Annotated in this window: 16 protein-coding genes; 7 read left to right on the top strand and 9 right to left on the bottom strand. The window is 72.9% G+C overall.

Annotation, left to right across the window (positions count from 1 at the left end):
• Positions 1-8: 8 nt before the first annotated feature.
• From BKA05_RS03730 to BKA05_RS03705, 6 genes are read right to left on the bottom strand one after another with little or no spacing between them, the layout of a single operon-like run.
• Positions 9-1,376, bottom strand: coding sequence for an HtaA domain-containing protein (locus tag BKA05_RS03730; protein WP_179530231.1), 1,368 nt, complete (start codon positions 1,374-1,376; stop codon positions 9-11).
• The gene (locus BKA05_RS03725; protein ID WP_179530230.1) at positions 1,373-2,614 is read right to left on the bottom strand and encodes a hypothetical protein; all 1,242 of its coding nucleotides are present in this window, start codon (positions 2,612-2,614) and stop codon (positions 1,373-1,375) included. Before BKA05_RS03725 ends, BKA05_RS03730 begins: the two co-directional genes overlap by 4 nt.
• Positions 2,611-3,690 carry a hypothetical protein gene (locus BKA05_RS03720; RefSeq protein ID WP_179530229.1) on the bottom strand — a complete coding sequence of 360 codons (1,080 nt, stop codon included), beginning with the start codon at positions 3,688-3,690 and terminating at the stop codon, positions 2,611-2,613. Before BKA05_RS03720 ends, BKA05_RS03725 begins: the two co-directional genes overlap by 4 nt.
• A complete protein-coding gene (locus tag BKA05_RS03715) occupies positions 3,669-4,466 on the bottom strand; it encodes a heme ABC transporter ATP-binding protein (RefSeq protein WP_179530228.1) in 798 nt (265 codons plus the stop codon). The genes BKA05_RS03720 and BKA05_RS03715 overlap by 22 nt, the downstream gene beginning before the upstream one ends.
• The gene (locus BKA05_RS03710) at positions 4,463-5,533 is read right to left on the bottom strand and encodes an iron chelate uptake ABC transporter family permease subunit (protein WP_179530227.1); all 1,071 of its coding nucleotides are present in this window, start codon (positions 5,531-5,533) and stop codon (positions 4,463-4,465) included. Before BKA05_RS03710 ends, BKA05_RS03715 begins: the two co-directional genes overlap by 4 nt.
• Positions 5,530-6,636: a heme/hemin ABC transporter substrate-binding protein gene (locus tag BKA05_RS03705; RefSeq protein ID WP_179530226.1), complete on the bottom strand. Its 1,107-nt coding sequence runs from the start codon at positions 6,634-6,636 to the stop codon at positions 5,530-5,532. Before BKA05_RS03705 ends, BKA05_RS03710 begins: the two co-directional genes overlap by 4 nt.
• A 174-nt stretch (positions 6,637-6,810) precedes the next feature.
• Between BKA05_RS03705 and BKA05_RS03700 the strand changes: the two genes are divergently transcribed.
• Complete coding sequence (locus BKA05_RS03700; protein ID WP_179530225.1) at positions 6,811-7,461, top strand: biliverdin-producing heme oxygenase; 651 nt, start codon at positions 6,811-6,813, stop codon at positions 7,459-7,461.
• A gap of 33 nt (positions 7,462-7,494) precedes the next feature.
• Positions 7,495-8,493 carry an aldo/keto reductase gene (locus tag BKA05_RS03695; RefSeq protein WP_179530224.1) on the top strand — a complete coding sequence of 333 codons (999 nt, stop codon included), beginning with the start codon at positions 7,495-7,497 and terminating at the stop codon, positions 8,491-8,493.
• Between the two features lie 3 nt (positions 8,494-8,496).
• Here the strand turns inward: BKA05_RS03695 and BKA05_RS03690 are convergent, their stop codons facing one another.
• Entirely contained in the window at positions 8,497-8,928 is a 432-nt protein-coding gene (locus BKA05_RS03690) for an SRPBCC family protein (protein WP_415836784.1), read from the bottom strand.
• 30 nt (positions 8,929-8,958) lie between these two features.
• Here BKA05_RS03690 and BKA05_RS03685 point away from each other — a divergent pair, with 30 nt between their 5' ends.
• Complete coding sequence (locus tag BKA05_RS03685; RefSeq protein WP_179530222.1) at positions 8,959-10,629, top strand: phospho-sugar mutase; 1,671 nt, start codon at positions 8,959-8,961, stop codon at positions 10,627-10,629.
• 433 nt (positions 10,630-11,062) lie between these two features.
• Positions 11,063-12,559 carry an HNH endonuclease signature motif containing protein gene (locus BKA05_RS03680; protein WP_179530221.1) on the top strand — a complete coding sequence of 499 codons (1,497 nt, stop codon included), beginning with the start codon at positions 11,063-11,065 and terminating at the stop codon, positions 12,557-12,559.
• Positions 12,560-12,583: 24 nt separating this feature from the next.
• Here the strand turns inward: BKA05_RS03680 and BKA05_RS03675 are convergent, their stop codons facing one another.
• Together BKA05_RS03675 and BKA05_RS03670 are read right to left on the bottom strand one after the other, a co-directional pair.
• On the bottom strand, positions 12,584-12,835 hold the full coding sequence (locus BKA05_RS03675) for a hypothetical protein (protein ID WP_218842262.1): 252 nt from the start codon (positions 12,833-12,835) through the stop codon (positions 12,584-12,586).
• A 62-nt stretch (positions 12,836-12,897) separates the two neighbouring features.
• On the bottom strand, positions 12,898-13,491 hold the full coding sequence (locus tag BKA05_RS03670; protein ID WP_179530219.1) for a hypothetical protein: 594 nt from the start codon (positions 13,489-13,491) through the stop codon (positions 12,898-12,900).
• Positions 13,492-13,580: 89 nt separating this feature from the next.
• Here BKA05_RS03670 and deoC point away from each other — a divergent pair, with 89 nt between their 5' ends.
• Genes deoC through BKA05_RS03655 form a run of 3 tightly spaced genes read left to right on the top strand, consistent with a single transcriptional unit; the run spans position 13,581 to position 16,878 of the window.
• Positions 13,581-14,555 (top strand): deoxyribose-phosphate aldolase, encoded by a 975-nt coding sequence (gene deoC / locus BKA05_RS03665; protein WP_179530218.1) that lies wholly within the window; start codon positions 13,581-13,583, stop codon positions 14,553-14,555.
• A gap of 17 nt (positions 14,556-14,572) precedes the next feature.
• Positions 14,573-16,009: an aldehyde dehydrogenase family protein gene (locus BKA05_RS03660; RefSeq protein ID WP_218842260.1), complete on the top strand. Its 1,437-nt coding sequence runs from the start codon at positions 14,573-14,575 to the stop codon at positions 16,007-16,009.
• Entirely contained in the window at positions 16,006-16,878 is an 873-nt protein-coding gene (locus tag BKA05_RS03655; RefSeq protein ID WP_179530217.1) for an aldehyde dehydrogenase family protein, read from the top strand. The genes BKA05_RS03660 and BKA05_RS03655 overlap by 4 nt, the downstream gene beginning before the upstream one ends.
• The last annotated feature ends 3 nt before the right edge of the window (positions 16,879-16,881 follow it).

The raw sequence follows: 16,881 nt of genomic DNA, 5'->3' as shown, positions 1-16,881 counted from the left end.
CGCACGGCTCAGCGCACCCTGAGGGTCAGCCGGTCGGTCGACCGCGCGTAGGTGTCGGACGGCTTGAAGACCACCACGACCTTCCACTTCCCACGCGACAGCGTGGGGAGCGTGACGCGGGCCTTGCCACGGGTGACGGCCTTGGTCACCTTCTTGGTCTTCCCGCCCTTCTTCGCGGTCACGACGGCCTTGCCGGAGGCCTTGCCCGCCTCACCGGTGACCTTGGCGAGGAGCACGCCACGGCGCTTCGTCGTGGGCTTCTTCTTCACCTTCACCGTGGTCGTCGAGGCGACGTCGGCGAGCCCGAGCGCCGCCCAGTCGATCGCGACCGCGGTCTCGGTGTCCTGGCTGGTGTTGGAGTGACCGTGCGCCTGCCAGGTGTAGACGCTGTAGTCACGCTCGGCGTCCAGGTCGGCGGGTTCGGCAGTCAGGGTGACGTCGATGGTGCCGTCGGTCATCTGTGCGGCCGGCACCCAGGCGGCGGCCGCGAAGGCGTCCTGGTCCTGCTGGGAGTCGGTGTCCGGCAGGCCACCGGCCGGGGCGAGGCCGACGTACACGCCGTCGTCACCGGGGTTGGTCACACCGGTGAAGCCGGAGCCGTCGACGTCGAGCACGAGCGCGTCCGACGTGGCGGAGGTGGTGCGCACCGCGACCTGCGGTCCGGCGGCCTCGGCCGCGAACGCCGACGGCTGCTTGGTGGCGTCGGAGCCGGACCCGGAGGCGTAGAAGTGGGCGCGCACGCCGGGTGTGAGCTGGGCCAGGAACTCCGGCGCGAACGACTGGCCGTCGACCGGCTGGGTGTCGGAGAGACCCAGGGCCAGGGCGGCCGGGCTGCCGGTGGGCAGGACCCGGGCCCAGTCCGGCGTCGACTGCAGCGTGGACAGGCCGCTGGTCGGCGTCCAGGCGGAGTCGCTGAACGTCGTGACCACCACGCGCGCGGGGTCGGTCGTCGCGGCTGCCCCCTGCTGCGTGGCGGCATTGGCAGCGGAGACGACGGCGCTCAGCGACCCGCTGCCGTCCTCGGTGACCGAGACGACGGGGTCGGCGAGGGTGACGGAGTAGTACTCCGTGCCCATCATCGCGAAGGCCCCCTTGACCGAGCCGTCGTAGGTCAGGGTGCCCGCCCCGGTCGCCGGGTCCAGGTCGGCGGCGACGAGGGGGAACGACACGACGCCGTCCTCGTCCTCGCTCGCGCCGTCGGACAGCGTGTGGGTGGACAGGTGGTCGTCGAAGCGGGGCGAGATCTCCCAGCTCAGGACGGGCGCGGCGGCATCGGCGTGGGCCGGGGCGGCCAGCCCGACGACGGCGGCGGAGGCCGCGAGCGTCGGGACCAGGGCCGTGGCCAGGCTGACACCGAGGGCGGTGGCGCGGTTCATGGCATGTTCCTCTTCTTGACGGGGACGAGCAGGACCGCGACCGAGAGCAGCAGCAGGCTGCCCCCGACCCACCACAGCGGGTCGGGACGGTCACGTGGGGTCGCCGCGGCCGGGGCGGCCAGCAGACGGGTCTGGGTGGTCACGGTCGTGACCGGGGCGACCGAGGTCGCCGAGGGCCCGACGACCGGCGTGGGTGCCGCGGGGGCGGGAGGCGGGGCGGAGGGCGACGCGGCCGGGGCGGTGACCGTGGCGGTCACCGTCGCCGGGGGCGGGAGGACGGTCGGCGGGGCCGGCGTGGCGGTGGCGCTCGGGCTGGTGGGGGCGTTGGGCGTCGGACCCACCGCGCCGTCCGCGCCCGTCGAGAGGGTCAGCGGCGCGGCGACCTTGAAGGCGTCGGTGGAACCGCCGCTGGAGTACCAGAACGCGGCCGTGCCGAGCCGGTCCATCGCGTCGACGAAGGACTGCGGGAAGGAGCCGGCGTGCTCGCCGTCGCGCTGCTGCGGGACGCCGCTCACCCGCACCCCGAGGTACGCCGGTCGCCAGCTGAGCCCGGTGTCGAGGCTGCCGTCGGCGAGCGCGTCGACCTCCACGTCGGGCAGGTCCGCGACCGTGACCCGCTCCGGGTCGACCGGCTCCCACACGTCCGGGTCCTCCTGGGAGGAGGCGTAGCCCGACACCTCGGCGGTGAGCACCCCGACCCCGTCGGCGACCTCGAGCACCGGGTCGGCGAGGTGGAAGAAGCTCATGCCGGAGTAGTAGAGGACCGTGACCTCGCCCTCCCAGGCGATGGTGGCGGTGCCGGCGACGGTGTCGACCACACCGTCGCCACCCGAGATGGTGACGGTGTGGTTGCTGAAGGTGCCGGCCGTCGGGGAGCCGAGCGGGTCGCCGGCACTGGTGGTGCGCAGGCCGGCCCAGGTCGCGCGACGCCAGGCGGTGCCGTCCCACTTCTCGACCTGCACCGCGCCGTCGCGGCTGCTCCAGTCGGCCCGGTCGATCGTGGTCCCGCCCCGCCCCGGGTCGGGGATGCGACCGGCGGAGAAGAAGTTGTAGGTGTCGGGGGCGAAGGCGCGGTTGCTCGACTCGTCGTTGAGGCCCCAGCGCAGGGTGACGTCCTCGAGCGCGGTGGTGGTGGGTGAGTCGGCGTCGCCGGGCTGGTCCTGGGCGGCCGCGGCCGGCAGGGCGACGCCGGCGGCACCGACGGCCACCAGCAGCGCGGCGAGGAGACGGCGGCTCATGCCCGCCTCCCGCGCACGAGCAGGGCGAGGCGGAGCAGAGCCAGGCCGAGCAGCAGCGCCCCGGCCACCACGAGCAGGACCGCGCCCGGGTCTCGGCCGTCCCCGGCGACCGGCTCGACCGGGTCGACCACGGCGGCAGCGGCCGGCTGGACGGCGAAGGAGACCTCCGGGGCCTCCTCTCCCCCACCCGCCCACAGGCGCAGCACGTGCGTGCCCGGGCCGAGGTCGACGGGGAGGGTCAGCACGCCGGTGAGCGAGCCGTCAGCGCTCGCGACGAAGGGGCCGGCTCCCGCGACTCCGTCGTCGAGGACCAGGGAGTACTGCCGGCCCGCGGTCAGGCCCACCGCCGAGAACGGCAGGACGTGCCCGGCCACCGCGGACTCCCGGTCGACCTCGAGGGCGGCCGCCATCGAGCGGGTGCGTCGCCCCGCGGACTCCTCGCCCTCCTCGGTCGGTGGCTCCGTGAGTTCGGCACCGGCCACGGTGGTCGGCTCGCCCGCGGCGGTGGGTTCGTCGGCGTCGTACAGCTCCTCGACACGGACGGGGGTGAAGGTCTCGTTGGTGGCGTTGCTGACGCCGTGCGCACCGACGGTGATCACGCCGCAGGTGACCTCGCGGCAGTCGATGCTGCGCGACCCCCCGCTGCGGTCGAATGCCTCGAAGACCGCCCCGGGGACGGTCAGCGTGACCGACCAGGCGCCGGCCCGGCTCATCGTCCCCTGCGCGGAGGAGGAGGTGTCCGATCCAGGGAAGGAGACGAACTGCTGGAAGCCCTGGTTGTCGCGCGACTCGCTGTCGGGGACGTAGAAGTAGTCCTCGCCGGTGCGCCCGCCCTGGCTGGGCCGCCAGCCGTCGCGGACGTGGCCGAAGAAGACGTAGACGCCGCCGTGCCCGCCCTGCACGGCCTGGAACCCGCTGCCGCGCACCGTGAGCGTGGTGGCGTACGTCGGGTCCACGACCGCGCCCCCGTCGGGACCGGTGACGGTGACGCGTCCCTGCGCGTGCGCGGGGGCGGTCACCGTGACCGGGAGGACGAGCCCGGCGAGCAGCAGGATCAGGACAGCAGCGCGTCGCACGTCGCCTCCTCCCGGACGGGGATCACCACGAGTGCGCCGTCGACGTCGACCACCCGCACCGGGTGGTCGTAGACCTCGCCGAGCAGCTCGGCGGTGAGCACCTCGTGGGGGGCCCCGTCGGCGCGGACCGCGCCGCGGGCGAGCACGCAGATCCGGTCGGCGTACGCCGCCGCCAGGCTCAGGTCGTGCAGCACGACCACCACGGCGCGACCGGCGCGCGTGAGGTCGCGGGCCACCGACAGCACGGCCTCCTGGTGCCGGATGTCGAGGGCGGCGGTGGGCTCGTCGAGCAGCACCACCGCGGTGTCCTGCGCCAGCACGCGGGCCAGGTCGGTGCGGGCGCGCTCCCCACCGGAGAGCGTGGGGTAGCTGCGCTCGGTCAGGTGGAGGACGTCCGCGCGCTGCAGCGCCTCGTCGACGAGACGCTCGTCGTCGTCCTCGTGGTCCGTGCGCGCCCACGGGGCACGCCCCATCGCCACGACCTCGCGCACGAGGAACCCGAAGGCCAGGCGCCCCTGCTGCGGGAGCACGGCCCGTCGCCGGGCCAGGTCGAGCGGTCGCATCGACCGCACCTCGCGCTCCCCGAGCCGGACCGTCCCGGCGGCGAGGTCGAGGTCGCCCGCGAGGGCGGCCAGCAGCGTGGACTTGCCGGCACCGTTGGGCCCGACGAGCGCCACCAGCTCACCGCCGTGGACCTCGAGGTCGACGGCGTCCAGGACCGTCGTGCCGCCGAGGCGCACCGAGACGCCGGCGGCGCTGAGCCGGGTGCCGATCATGCCCACGCCCCCGAGGTACGCCGGGCGCGACGGATCAGCCAGAAGAAGAACGGGCCGCCCACCAGGCTGGTCAGCATGCCGATCGGGAGGTCGGCGTAGGCCACGAGGGTGCGCGCGCCGAGGTCGGCGACGACCAGCAGCAGCGCGCCGCCGAGGGCGCTGGCGGGCACCAGCAGCCGGTGCCCGGGGCCGGACAGCAGCCGCACCAGGTGGGGCACGACCAGCCCGACGAAGGCGATGATCCCGCAGAACGCGACGGCCGCGGCTGTCAGCAGCGCCACCACGACTATGGCGCCCATGCGCAACCGCTCGACGTCCACGCCGACGTGTCGCGCCGCGCGGTCGCCCAGCGCCAGGAGGTCCAGGCGTCGCGACATCAGCATCGCGACCACCAGCCCCACCACCATCAGGGGCGCGGCCACCCAGACCTGCTCCCAGCGCGAGCCGTTGAGGCTTCCGAGCTGCCAGAAGACGATCTCCTCCCGGGCCTGCTGGTCCCCCAGGAACAGCAGGAACGCCAGGCCGGCGCTCGCCACCGCGTTGATGGCGATGCCGGTGAGGACCAGGGTGACCACCTCGGTGCGTCCGCCGTCGCGGGAGAGCAGGTAGACCGCGACCGTGGTCACGAGGCCGCCCAGGAACGCGAACAGCGCGATGGTCCAGCTGCCGGCCACGGTCAGGTCGAACACGATGACGGTCGCCGCGGCCAGGGCGGCACCCGCCGAGACGCCGACCACGCCGGGCTCGGCCAGCGGGTTGCCGAAGATCCCCTGCATCAACGCCCCCGCCGTGGCCAGGGCGGCACCGGCGACGGCCGCCATCACGACCCGGGGGAAACGGACCGTCCACAGGGTCACGTCGCCCTGGGGGTGCGCGGGCATCGGCCCGGCGTCGAGCCCGAGCCGGTGCAGCAGGGAGCCGACGACCTCGGCCGGGGCCACGTCGAGCTGCCCGCGACCCGCGGCCAGCACCACGGCGACGAGCAGCGCCGCGGAGAGGGCGCCGAGCAGGCCCACCCGGCGCACCGACGTACGCCGGTGGGCGGCCGACACGGGGACGGCGGTCACGAGACCGCGCCCGGGGCGTGGACCGCGACGGCCAGCGCGTCGAGCGTGGCTGCCGTGGTGGGGCCGAAGCCGAGGATGTCGGCGTCGGCCATGTCGACGAAGCGCCGGTGCTGGCCGGCCGGGGTGCTCGCGAGGGCCGGCAGCCGCTCGAGCAGGCCCTCGACGCCCCCGGCGGACTCCAGCCCGGCGGTCATCATCAGCACCAGCTCGGGCTGGGCGGCCACGATGCCCTCGTCGGTCACCGGCTTCATGCCGTCCCACCCGATCTCCTCGGCGACGTCGTAGAGCCCGACGGCGTCGATCAGGGAGTCGGCGCCGCTGCCCTCGCCGAAGAGGTAGTAGACGCCGGACTGGCCGCGGACGTAGAGGAAGACCGTGCGCAGCCGCTGTGTCGGCACCGCGGGGGCGACGGCGGCGATCTGCTCGGTGACCTCGGCGACCTCGGCCTCGATCCGCTCCGCGAGGGCACGGCCCCGCGCCGGGACACCGAGCGCCTCGGCGACCTGCATCGTCAGCGTGGAGAGGTTGTCCAGGCCGCGGTGGGAGTCGGTGACGACGACCGGGATGCCGGCGTCCCGCATCTGCAGCACGACGTCCCAGGGGCCCAGCGAGGTGTCGGTGAGGATGAGCGTGGGATCGAGCGCGAGGATCGCCTCGGCGTTGAGGTCGTGGCCGTTCTGGGTCACCAGGGGCAGGTCCGCGGCCTCCGCGAACTGCGTCGAGATGTCCCGCCCGACCATCCGCTCGCCCAGGCCGAGCTCGTGGACGGTGCGCGAGAGGGTGCCGTGCACGTCGAGGGCGAGGACGCGGCTCACGTCGGTGACGGTGACCTGCGTGCCCTGTGCGTCCTCGACCGTGACGGGCAGCGCCGGCCCCGGCCCGTCGACGGGATCGACAGCCCGCTCCGGAGCACGCGCCGTCGTGGCCCCCTCCCACGCCCGCGGGTCCTCGAGCACGTCGGCGCCCACCTCGGCCAGCGGAGGAGCGACAGCCGTCGTGGACTCCTGCTCGCGGGCGGGCACGGCGTCGCCCACGCTGGGGGCACAGCTGCTGAGCAGGCAGGCGCACACGACGGCCAGGGCCGTGGGCAGGGGGGAGCGCATGGGAACCGTCTCTCGATCCGGGCGTGGTCTGGCCACGCGAAGTTAGGTGAGGCTAACATCATCCAAGCAAGGCAAGCCTTACCTGTCCAGGCGTATGTTGACACAGTGTCGACTAGTTCTCGACACTGTGTCGAGAACTCCACGTCCCGCTCGCCCCCACCTCCCGAGGACCCCATGACCACCACGCTGCTCGCCCTCTCCGCCGCCATGCGCGAGGGCTCCCGCACCGAGCACGAGGCCGCCGAGGGCTCCTCGTTCATGAGCGAGCTGCTCGACGGGAGGATCTCTCCGGCGGGCTACACGGCCTACCTGCTGCGCCTGCGCACGGTGTACGCCGCGATGGAGACCGTCGGCCGCCAGCACCTCGACGACCCGTTCGTGGCCGCGGTGCACGACGTGGACCTCGAGCGCCTCGCCGCCATCGACGCCGACCTCGACCACTGGGACCCCACCGGCCCCCGGCAGGTCGACTCCCCCGCCGCCGAGGCGTACGCCGCACGCCTGCACGCGTCCGCGGCCTGGGGCGGGCTGTTCGCCGCCCACCACTACACCCGCTACCTCGGCGACCTGTCCGGCGGCCAGGCCATCGGGCGGATCCTCGACCGCGCCTTCGACCTCGACGGCCGCGGCATCGCGTTCTACGACTTCGCAGCCATCGGCAAGCCCAAGCCCTACAAGGACGCCTACCGCGCCCGCCTCGACGCCCTCGGCACCTCACCCGAGGAGACCGACCGGGTCGTGGCCGAGGTCAAGGTCGCCTTCGGGCTCAACCAGGCGCTGTTCGAGGAGCTGGGCCGTGACCTCCCCCGCTGGCGACGCGCTTGACCTGGAGCACGCTCCAGCCTCCACACTGAGGCGATGGGCACCACGATCAGCACCCGCACCCTCGGCACCGCCTCGCCCCTCACCGTCTCCGCGCTCGGCCTGGGCTGCATGGGCATGTCGGAGTTCTACGGCTCACCCGACGAGCAGGGCGGCCTGGCCACCATCCATCGCGCCATCGACCTCGGGGTCAGCTTCCTCGACACCGCGGACATGTACGGCCCCTTCACCAACGAGCGCCTCGTGGGCATGGCGCTGGCCGGTCGGCGCGACCGGGTCCAGCTGGCCACGAAGTTCGGCAACGAGCGGGCCGAGGACGGCACCCGGATCGGCATCAACGGACGCCCGGACTACGTGCGTCGTGCCTGCGACGCCTCCCTCGGACGGCTCGGCACCGACCACATCGACCTGTACTACCAGCACCGGGTCGACCCCACCGTCCCGATCGAGGAGACCGTCGGCGCGATGGCCGAGCTCGTCGAGGCGGGCAAGGTCCGTCACCTCGGGCTCTCCGAGGCCAGCGCCCAGACCATCCGACGCGCCCACGCGGTGCACCCGATCACCGCTCTGCAGACGGAGTACTCGCTGTTCACCCGCGACCTCGAGGACGAGATCCTCCCGGTGCTGCGCGAGCTCGGCATCGGACTGGTGCCCTACTCCCCGCTCGGCCGCGGCATCCTGACCGGGGCGATGCACGTCGGGTCGGCCGAGGACGGTGACAGCCGTGCGTCGGCGTACTTCCCCCGCCTCAACGGCGAGAACCTCCAGCACAACCTGCGCCTCGTCGACGCGATCCGACAGCTCGCCGACCAGCACGGCTGCACCCCGGGCCAGCTCGCGCTCGCCTGGGTCCTCGCCCAGGGCGAGGACGTCGTCCCGATCCCGGGCACCAAGCGGGTGCGCTACCTCGAGGAGAACATCGGCTCGCTGGACGTGTCCCTCTCCTCGGAGGACCTGGCGTCGCTCGAGGCGGCGGTGCCGCGTGACGCCGTGCGCGGCGACCGGTACGGCGACATGAGCCACATCGACGCCTGATCCTCAGGCCAGCCGCGCGGCCAGGCCCTCCACACAGCCCCGCATCATCCGGTCGTGGTTCCACGTCAGGACCGGCCGCGCCACGCGGGAGAGGGCACCGAGCAGGCCCGGGACGACGACGTCCTGGGCGAAGTCCAGCCGGGTGCCCTCGCCCTCCGGCCTCAGCTCGAAGCGCACCGTCCCCTCCAGGTCGCCGTCGACGCCGACCTCCAGGACGTCGGGGCGGTTGAGCACCTCGGTGAGCACGAGCTGGAGGGTGTAGGGCAGCGCGGAGCGGCACAGCACCAGGCCACGCCCCTCGCCGAGGTAGCCCACGGCCACCACCTGCGGCCACCACTCCACGTAGCGCTCCACGTCGACCAGCACCTCGCGGACCCGCTCGGGCGGGGCGTCGACGTGCCAGCGGTCGCGGAAGGAGTACGTCGAGGTCGGCACGGGCACCATCCTGCGGCTACCGTCCCGTCCATGACGACCCTCTCGGAGTCCGAGCTGTCCGACCTCCTCGACCGCGCCCGGGCCTGGGCGGCGGCCGACCCCGACGCCACCACGCGCCAGGAGCTGGAGCGCATCGTGACCGAGGTCGAGGCGGGCGGGGACCCGGCCGACCTCGCCGACCGCTTCGACGGCACCTTGGAGTTCGGCACCGCCGGGCTGCGCGGCGCGCTCGGCGCCGGCCCGAACCGGATGAACCGCGTGGTCGTCCTGCGCGCCGCGGCCGGCCTGGCCGCCCACCTCGGGCCCGGCGGCTCGGTCGTCGTCGGGTACGACGCCCGCCACCTCTCCGACACCTTCGCCGAGGACACCGCGGCCGTCATGCGTGGCGCGGGCCTCGACGTGTGGCTGATGCCCCGGCCGCTGCCCACCCCGGTGCTGGCCTACGCCGTGCGCGAGCTCGGGTGCGTCGCGGGCGTCATGGTCACGGCCAGCCACAACCCGCCCGAGGACAACGGCTACAAGGTCTACCTGGGCGACGGCAGCCAGATCGTCTCCCCCACCGACGCCGAGATCGCCGCCCGCATCGCCGAGGTCGGCGACCTCACCTCGGTCCCCCGCGGGTCGGGCTGGCAGGTGCTGGGCGAGTACCTCCTCGACCGCTACCTCGACCGCATCGCCGGGCTCGTCGCCGACGGCCCCCGCGACCTGTCCGTGGTCTACACCCCGCTGCACGGGGTCGGCGGGTCGCCCGCCGCGGACGTGCTCCAGCGGGCCGGGTTCGCTGCGCCGTACGTCGTGGAGCAGCAGGCGCACCCCGACCCGGACTTCCCGACCGTTGCCTTCCCCAACCCCGAGGAGGCCGGCGCGATGGACCTCGCGCTGGCACTGGCCGAGGAGCGCGGGGCCGACCTGGTCGTGGCCAACGACCCCGACGCCGACCGCTGCGCCGCCGCCGTCCCCACCCCGACCGGCTGGCGGATGCTGCGGGGCGACGAGGTCGGCGCCCTGCTCGCCACCCACCTGCTGCGCCGGGGCCGCACCGGCACCTTCGCCACCACGATCGTCTCCTCCACGCTGCTGTCCAAGATCGCGGCGGCAGCAGACCAGCCGTACGTCGAGACGCTCACCGGCTTCAAGTGGATCGGTCGGGTGCCCGACCTGGCCTTCGGCTACGAGGAGGCGCTCGGCTACTGCTGCGACCCCGACCACGTGAAGGACAAGGACGGCGTCTCGGCCCTCGTCCTGCTCTGCGAGCTCGCGGCCTCGCTCAAGGCGGAGGGTCGCACCCTGCTCGACCTGCTCGACGACCTCGCCCGCGAGCACGGCCTGCACGCCACCGACCAGGTCTCCGTGCGCGTCTCGGACCTCTCGCTGATCTCGGCGGCCATGGAGCGGCTCCGCACCGACCCCCCGGCCTCGCTGGGTGGCCTCGACGTCGTCGGCGTCGACGACCTCGCCGAGGGCACCGAGGACCTCCCGCCCACCGACGGCCTGCGCTTCCGCCTCGCCGACGACGCCCGCGTCGTCGTCCGCCCCAGCGGCACCGAGCCGAAGATCAAGTGCTACCTCGAGGTCGTCGTGCCGGTCGAGGACGCCGCCGACAACCCCGACCAGACCGACGCCGTCGAGGGCGCCCGGATCTCCGCCGCCACCCGCCTGGACGCCCTGGGCTCCGACATCCGCGCCGCCGCCGGCCTCTGACCCTGCGCCCTCCGCTGGTCGAGCAGGCGAGCGCCAGCGAGCCGCACTGGTGGTCGAGCAGGCGAGCCGCACTGGTGGTCGAGCAGGCGAGCGCCAGCGAGCCGTCGTCGAGACCCCGTACGCCGACGAGCAACCTCATCCACGGGGCGACTGGAGGGTCTGTCGTGACCCCCTCTCACGCCACGCCCTCCGGTCCGCTTCGACTCCGTGGTCGGCGTGGGTGGGCGCCTCGACGTCCGCGCTGCAGCAGGCCCTTCATTTTCGAAGAGCACGGTTGCCGTCTGCTTCGGTTGCGGTACCTGGTTGCGGTCGCTCGCCGGCCTTGCGGCACCTTGAGGTGCTCGCTTCGGTTGCGGCTGGATCGTCCTCCACAGATTCGTTCGGTGCCCTCACGACCATTCCATTCGAACACTTGTTCTAGTAGAATCTGGTCATGGCACTCGGGCACCACGACACCACTGCGCAGGACTCTCCTGCCGGGTCGACCGGTGACCTGTTGACCTCCATCCGCGACCTCGACAAGGCTGCCGATCAGGCCGACCGGGACCGGTTCATCGCGATCGCTGAGTGGGCCGACCGCCACACCACCGGCCAGCTGATGCCGGACCTCTACGGCACCTACGGGCTGGCCGACGACGACGCCCACACCGAGGCCGAGAACGCGTGGGTCGCCCGGTTCGGGATGTCGGGTGCCGACACCATGCTCGAGCTCGCCGGTCCGGGTGCGCCGGAAGTGTCGGAGTTCGCCGTCATCGAGCTCGCCGCCACCCTCGGCCGTTCCACCGACTCCGGCCGGGCCCTGCTCTCCGATGCGGTGGAGGCCAAGCACCGGCTGCCGAAAATCTGGGCTCGCCTCGAAGCAGGTCAGGTGCAGGTGTGGCGGGTACGGCGGGTCACCGAGGTCACCCGTCAGCTCACCGCCGAGGCCGCTGCGTTCGTCGATGCGCACCTGGCCCACGTCGTGCGCACCGCCTCGTTCGCCACCGTGAAGAGGTTGGCTGCCGAGGCGGCAGCCCGGTTCGACCCCGAGGGATGTGAGATGGAGGAGGTCGACACCGCCGCGTCTCTGCACGTCACCCTCGACCTCACCACCGCCTGGACCATCGGCACCGCCAGCGGCGTCCCCCTGACCGGCCTGCTGGACCGCGCCGACGCCGAAGAGCTCGAGCACGCGATCCGCACCATCGCCGACCAGCTGCTTGCCGCCGGCTCGGCCGACTCGCTCGACGTCCGTCGGGCGAAGGCGCTGGGCTACCTCAGCCGCGGCGACCTCACCCTCGATCTCGCTGACGCAGGTGGTCGAGCAGCGACGAGCGCCAGCGAGGAGCGGGCGTCGAGACCACCCCGCTCGAGCCGTCCCCGCCAGGTCGTCCTCCACCTCCACCTCTCAGAAGCCGCCCTCCGCGGAAACGAAGGACCCGGCACCCCCGAGATCGACCCCGACACCGGACGGCTCGGTCTCCACCTCGCCCGCCTCGAGAACCACCACCAGACCCTCACCGCCGACACCGTCCGCGACTGGCTCGCCGTCCCCGGCACCCAGATCACCGTCAAACCGGTCATCGACCTGCACGACCAGATCGCCGTCGACGCCTACGAGATCCCCGACCGCATCAGCCAGCGCGTCAAGCTCAAGCGCCCCACCTGCGTCTTCCCGCACTGCACCCGCACCTCAGCCAAGGTCGACCTCGACCACATCGAGGAGTACGTCCCACCCGACCAGGGCGGACCACCCGGCCAGACATCAACAGCCAATCTCGCCCCCCTGTGCAGACGCCACCACCGAGCCAAGACCCACCCATCCCCGGCCTCGACGAGCTCGACCAACACCAGGTGGGACTACCAGCAGCTCACCCCCACCACCTGGCTCTGGACCAGCCCCCACGGCATCCGCATGCTCGTCCACCCCGACGGCACCACCGAGCTCTGACGAGAGCCCTGCCGGCGCGCTGCGTCAGCGCGGGTCGGTGAAGTCGACGCGTCTGCCGGCAGCTCGGGCGTAGGCGATCTCCGCTGCCGTCGACTCCCCCACGTAGCCGCCCGGGTTGACCACCAGCACCCGGTCGGCGAGGTCGATCTTGTGCCGGTGCAGAGCGTCGAGCGTCGCCTTCTGCTCAGGCGTCGGCGCGTCCTCGGCGTCGACGGGGGTCAGGACGACAAAGCCTGCGAGGCCCAACTCCCGCGCCAGGGACCGCATCTGCGGCATGAACCGGGCGGAGCCACACAGGCACACGACCTCGGGACGATCACCCACTGGACCGTGCGACCTCAGAACGAGAAGCTGACGACGAACAGCAGCAGGCTGCCGAGGACCAGCGCGATCTCGGGCCACGCCCACTCCCGCCGTACGCCGCTGGGCGCATCGGGGACGCCCCGGGCGACCCGGGCCGCCTCGCGGATCCGGTCCTCGACGAAGTCGGCGTAGTCGGCCCCCTCGTCGGGGGTCCAGCCCTCACCGGGCACGGGGGTCATCGTCAGGTCGCGGGTGGAGCGCGGCCGGCGCATCGCACGGAACCGCGACCGGCCGACGCCGGGGTTGGCGTAGCGCTTGTCGTCGACGGTGGCGACCAGCACCTGCTGCACGACGACCGACTGCAGCGCGGCGAGCGGGAGGTGGAGCGTGGAGACCATCCCGCGCAGCACCAGCCATGCCCCGTCGAGCCGGACGCGGGGGCGCAGCATCGCCGCCCACGCCAGCACGCCGACCAGCAGGCCACCGGTGGCGACCGGCACCGGGTAGTCACCGGGGAAGGCCACGGTGACCACGACGGCGACGACGCCCAGCAGCACCGTCAGCACTCCCATGACCCGACCGCTGGTGGGCGCGAACTCCAGACTCTCCTCGTGGGGGTCGTGGTCCATCCGGGCGGGCTCCTCAGCGGGTCGGCAGGCGGCGAGCGGGCCCGGTCGAGGGTTGGGGTGCGGGCCGCCGGCAAGCCTATGCTGACCCAATGCCCACGATCTCCACCCCCGGAGTCGGCTGGGACTTCTCGGACGTCACCCGGTCCGACGCTGCGCTCCGTCGCTTCCTGCACGGCCTGCCCGGCGTCGACCAGGTGGGTGCAGAGGCCCGCGCCGCCGCCCTCGGGACCCGCTCGATCAAGACCACCGCCAAGGAGCAGGCTCTCGACCTCGCGATCCGGATGGTCGACCTGACCACCCTGGAGGGCCAGGACACCCCCGGCAAGGTCCGGGCCCTGGCCAGCAAGGCGATGCGTCCCGACCCCACCGACCCGACCTGCCCGGCCACGGCCGCCGTCTGCGTCTACCCCGACCTCGTCGGGGTCGCCAAGGACACCCTCGGCGAGTCCGGCGTCAACATCGCCGCCGTCGCGACCGCGTTCCCCTCGGGACGCGCGGCGCGTGACATCAAGCTCGCCGACACCCAGGACGCGGTCGAGGCCGGCGCCGACGAGATCGACATGGTCATCGACCGCGGGGCGTTCCTGTCCGGTCGTTACCTGGAGGTCTTCGAGGAGATCGTCGCGGTCCGCGAGGCCTGCACCCAGGGCGAGCGCAGCGCCCACCTGAAGGTCATCTTCGAGACCGGCGAGCTGCAGACCTACGACAACGTCCGTCGCGCCAGCTGGCTGGCGATGATGGCCGGCGGTCACTTCATCAAGACCTCCACCGGCAAGGTCCAGCCAGCGGCGACGCTGCCGGTCACGATGATCATGCTGGAGGCCGTCCGCGACTTCCGCGAGGCCACCGGCCAGATGGTCGGCGTGAAGCCCGCCGGCGGCATCCGCACCACCAAGGACGCCATCAAGTACCTCGTGATGGTCAACGAGGTCGCGGGCCACGACTGGCTCGACCCCGACTGGTTCCGCTTCGGCGCCTCCACGCTGCTCAACGACCTGCTGATGCAGCGGACCAAGATGCGCACCGGCCGCTACAGCGGCCCCGACTACGTCACCCTCGACTGAGACCGGCAGGAGAAGAGATGAGCATCTTCGAGTACGCGCCGGCTCCCGAGTCGCGCGCGGTCGTCGACATCAAGGAGTCCTACGGGCTCTTCGTGAACGGCGAGTTCACCAGCGGCGCGGGCACCGCCTTCAAGACCGTCAACCCCGCCACCGAGGAGGTCCTCGCCGAGGTCGCGGAGGCCGACGCCTCCGACGTCGACCGCGCGGTGAAGGCCGCCCGCAAGGCCTACGACAAGGTCTGGGGCCCGATGCCGGGCCGCGAGCGCGCCAAGTACCTCTACCGCATCGCGCGGATCATCCAGGAACGCAGCCGCGAGCTCGCCGTCCTGGAGACCCTCGACAACGGCAAGCCGATCAAGGAGGCCCGCGACGTCGACGTCCCGACCGTCGCGGCGCACTTCTTCTACTACGCCGGCTGGGCCGACAAGCTCGAGCACAGCGGCTACGGCACCACGCCCCTCGGCGTCGCCGGACAGGTCATCCCGTGGAACTTCCCGCTGCTGATGCTGGCGTGGAAGGTCGCCCCGGCCCTGGCCTGCGGCAACACCGTGGTCCTCAAGCCGGCCGAGACGACCCCGCTGACCGCGCTGCTCTTCGCCGAGATCTGCCAGCAGGCCGACCTCCCGCCGGGTGTCGTCAACATCCTCACCGGCGCCGGTGAGACCGGCCGCGCGATCGTCGAGCACCCGGGAGTCGACAAGGTCGCCTTCACCGGCTCCACCGACGTCGGCAAGGCCATCGCCCGTGCCGTCGCCGGCACCGACAAGAAGGTGACCCTCGAGCTCGGCGGCAAGGCCGCCAACATCGTCTTCGACGACGCCCCCATGGACCAGGCGGTCGAGGGCATCGTCAACGGCATCTTCTTCAACCAGGGCCACGTCTGCTGCGCGGGCTCGCGCCTGCTGGTCCAGGAGTCCGTGGCCGACGAGGTGCTCGAGCGCCTCAAGCGCCGGATGGCCACCCTGCGCCTCGGCGACCCGCTGGACAAGAACACCGACGTGGGCGCCATCAACTCCGCCGCCCAGCTGGCCCGCATCCGCGAGCTCTCCGAGGCCGGCGAGGCCGAGGGCGCCGAGCGCTGGTCCGCGCCGTGCGACCTGCCCAGCAGCGGCTACTGGTTCGCCCCGACGCTGTTCACCGGCGTCTCCCAGGCCCACCGGATCGCCCGCGAGGAGATCTTCGGCCCCGTGCTGTCGGTGCTGACGTTCCGTACGCCGTCGGAGGCCGTCGAGAAGGCCAACAACACCCCGTACGGCCTCTCGGCAGGCATCTGGACCGAGAAGGGCTCCCGCATCCTCGACGTCGCCGGCAAGCTGCGCGCCGGGGTGGTGTGGGCCAACACGTTCAACAAGTTCGACCCCACCAGCCCGTTCGGCGGCTACAAGGAGTCCGGCTACGGCCGTGAGGGCGGCCGGCACGGCCTGGCCGCGTACCTCGAGGGAGGCCAGGCATGAGCGCGCGCATCGACGTCCGCAAGACCTACAAGCTCTTCATCGGCGGGGCCTTCCCCCGCTCGGAGTCGGGCTACTCCTACGTCGTCAACGACCACAAGGGGACCTTCGTGGCCAACGCCGCCCTCGCCTCGCGCAAGGACGCCCGTGACGCCGTCGTCGCCGCCCGCAAGGCCGTCGGCGGCTGGTCGGGTCGCACCGCCTACAACCGCGCGCAGATCCTCTACCGCGTCGCCGAGGTCATGGAGGACCGCCGTCCGCAGTTCGTCCAGGCCGTGCAGCACTCCGAGGGGCTCAACGCCGGCAAGGCCGAGAAGGTCGTCGACGCCGCCGTGGACCGCCTGGTCTGGTACGCAGGCTGGGCCGACAAGCTCGCCCAGGTCGTCGGCAACGCCAACCCCGTGGCCGGCCCGTTCTTCAACCTCTCCACCCCCGAGCCGACCGGTGTCGTGGCCGTCCTCGCGCCCGAGGAGTCCTCGCTGCTCGGGCTGGTCTCGGTCATCGCCCCGGTGATCGTGAGCGGCAACACCGCGGTCGTGGTGTCGTCGTACTCCCGGCCGCTGCCCGCGGTGAACCTCGCCGAGGTGCTCGCGACCAGCGACCTGCCCGGTGGCGTGGTCAACATCCTCACCGGGAAGGCGGCCACCGTCGCCCCCTGGCTGGCCTCGCACATGGACGTCAACGCCATCGACCTGACCGGCATCGCCGGAGACACCGCGCTCGCCACCGAGCTCGAGGTCGCCGCGGCCGACAACCTCAAGCGGGTCCGCCGGGCCCCGGCGAGCGAGCCGGACTGGACCCAGGACCCCGGCCTGGAGCCGATGACGGCGTTCCTGGAGATCAAGACCGTCTGGCACCCGATGGGGGTCTGACCC

The organism is Nocardioides marinus (assembly GCF_013408145.1).
Taxonomy (GTDB): domain Bacteria; phylum Actinomycetota; class Actinomycetes; order Propionibacteriales; family Nocardioidaceae; genus Nocardioides; species Nocardioides marinus.
Note: the sequence above shows the minus strand (reverse complement) of the source record. Positions and strands in the feature narration are given on the sequence as shown.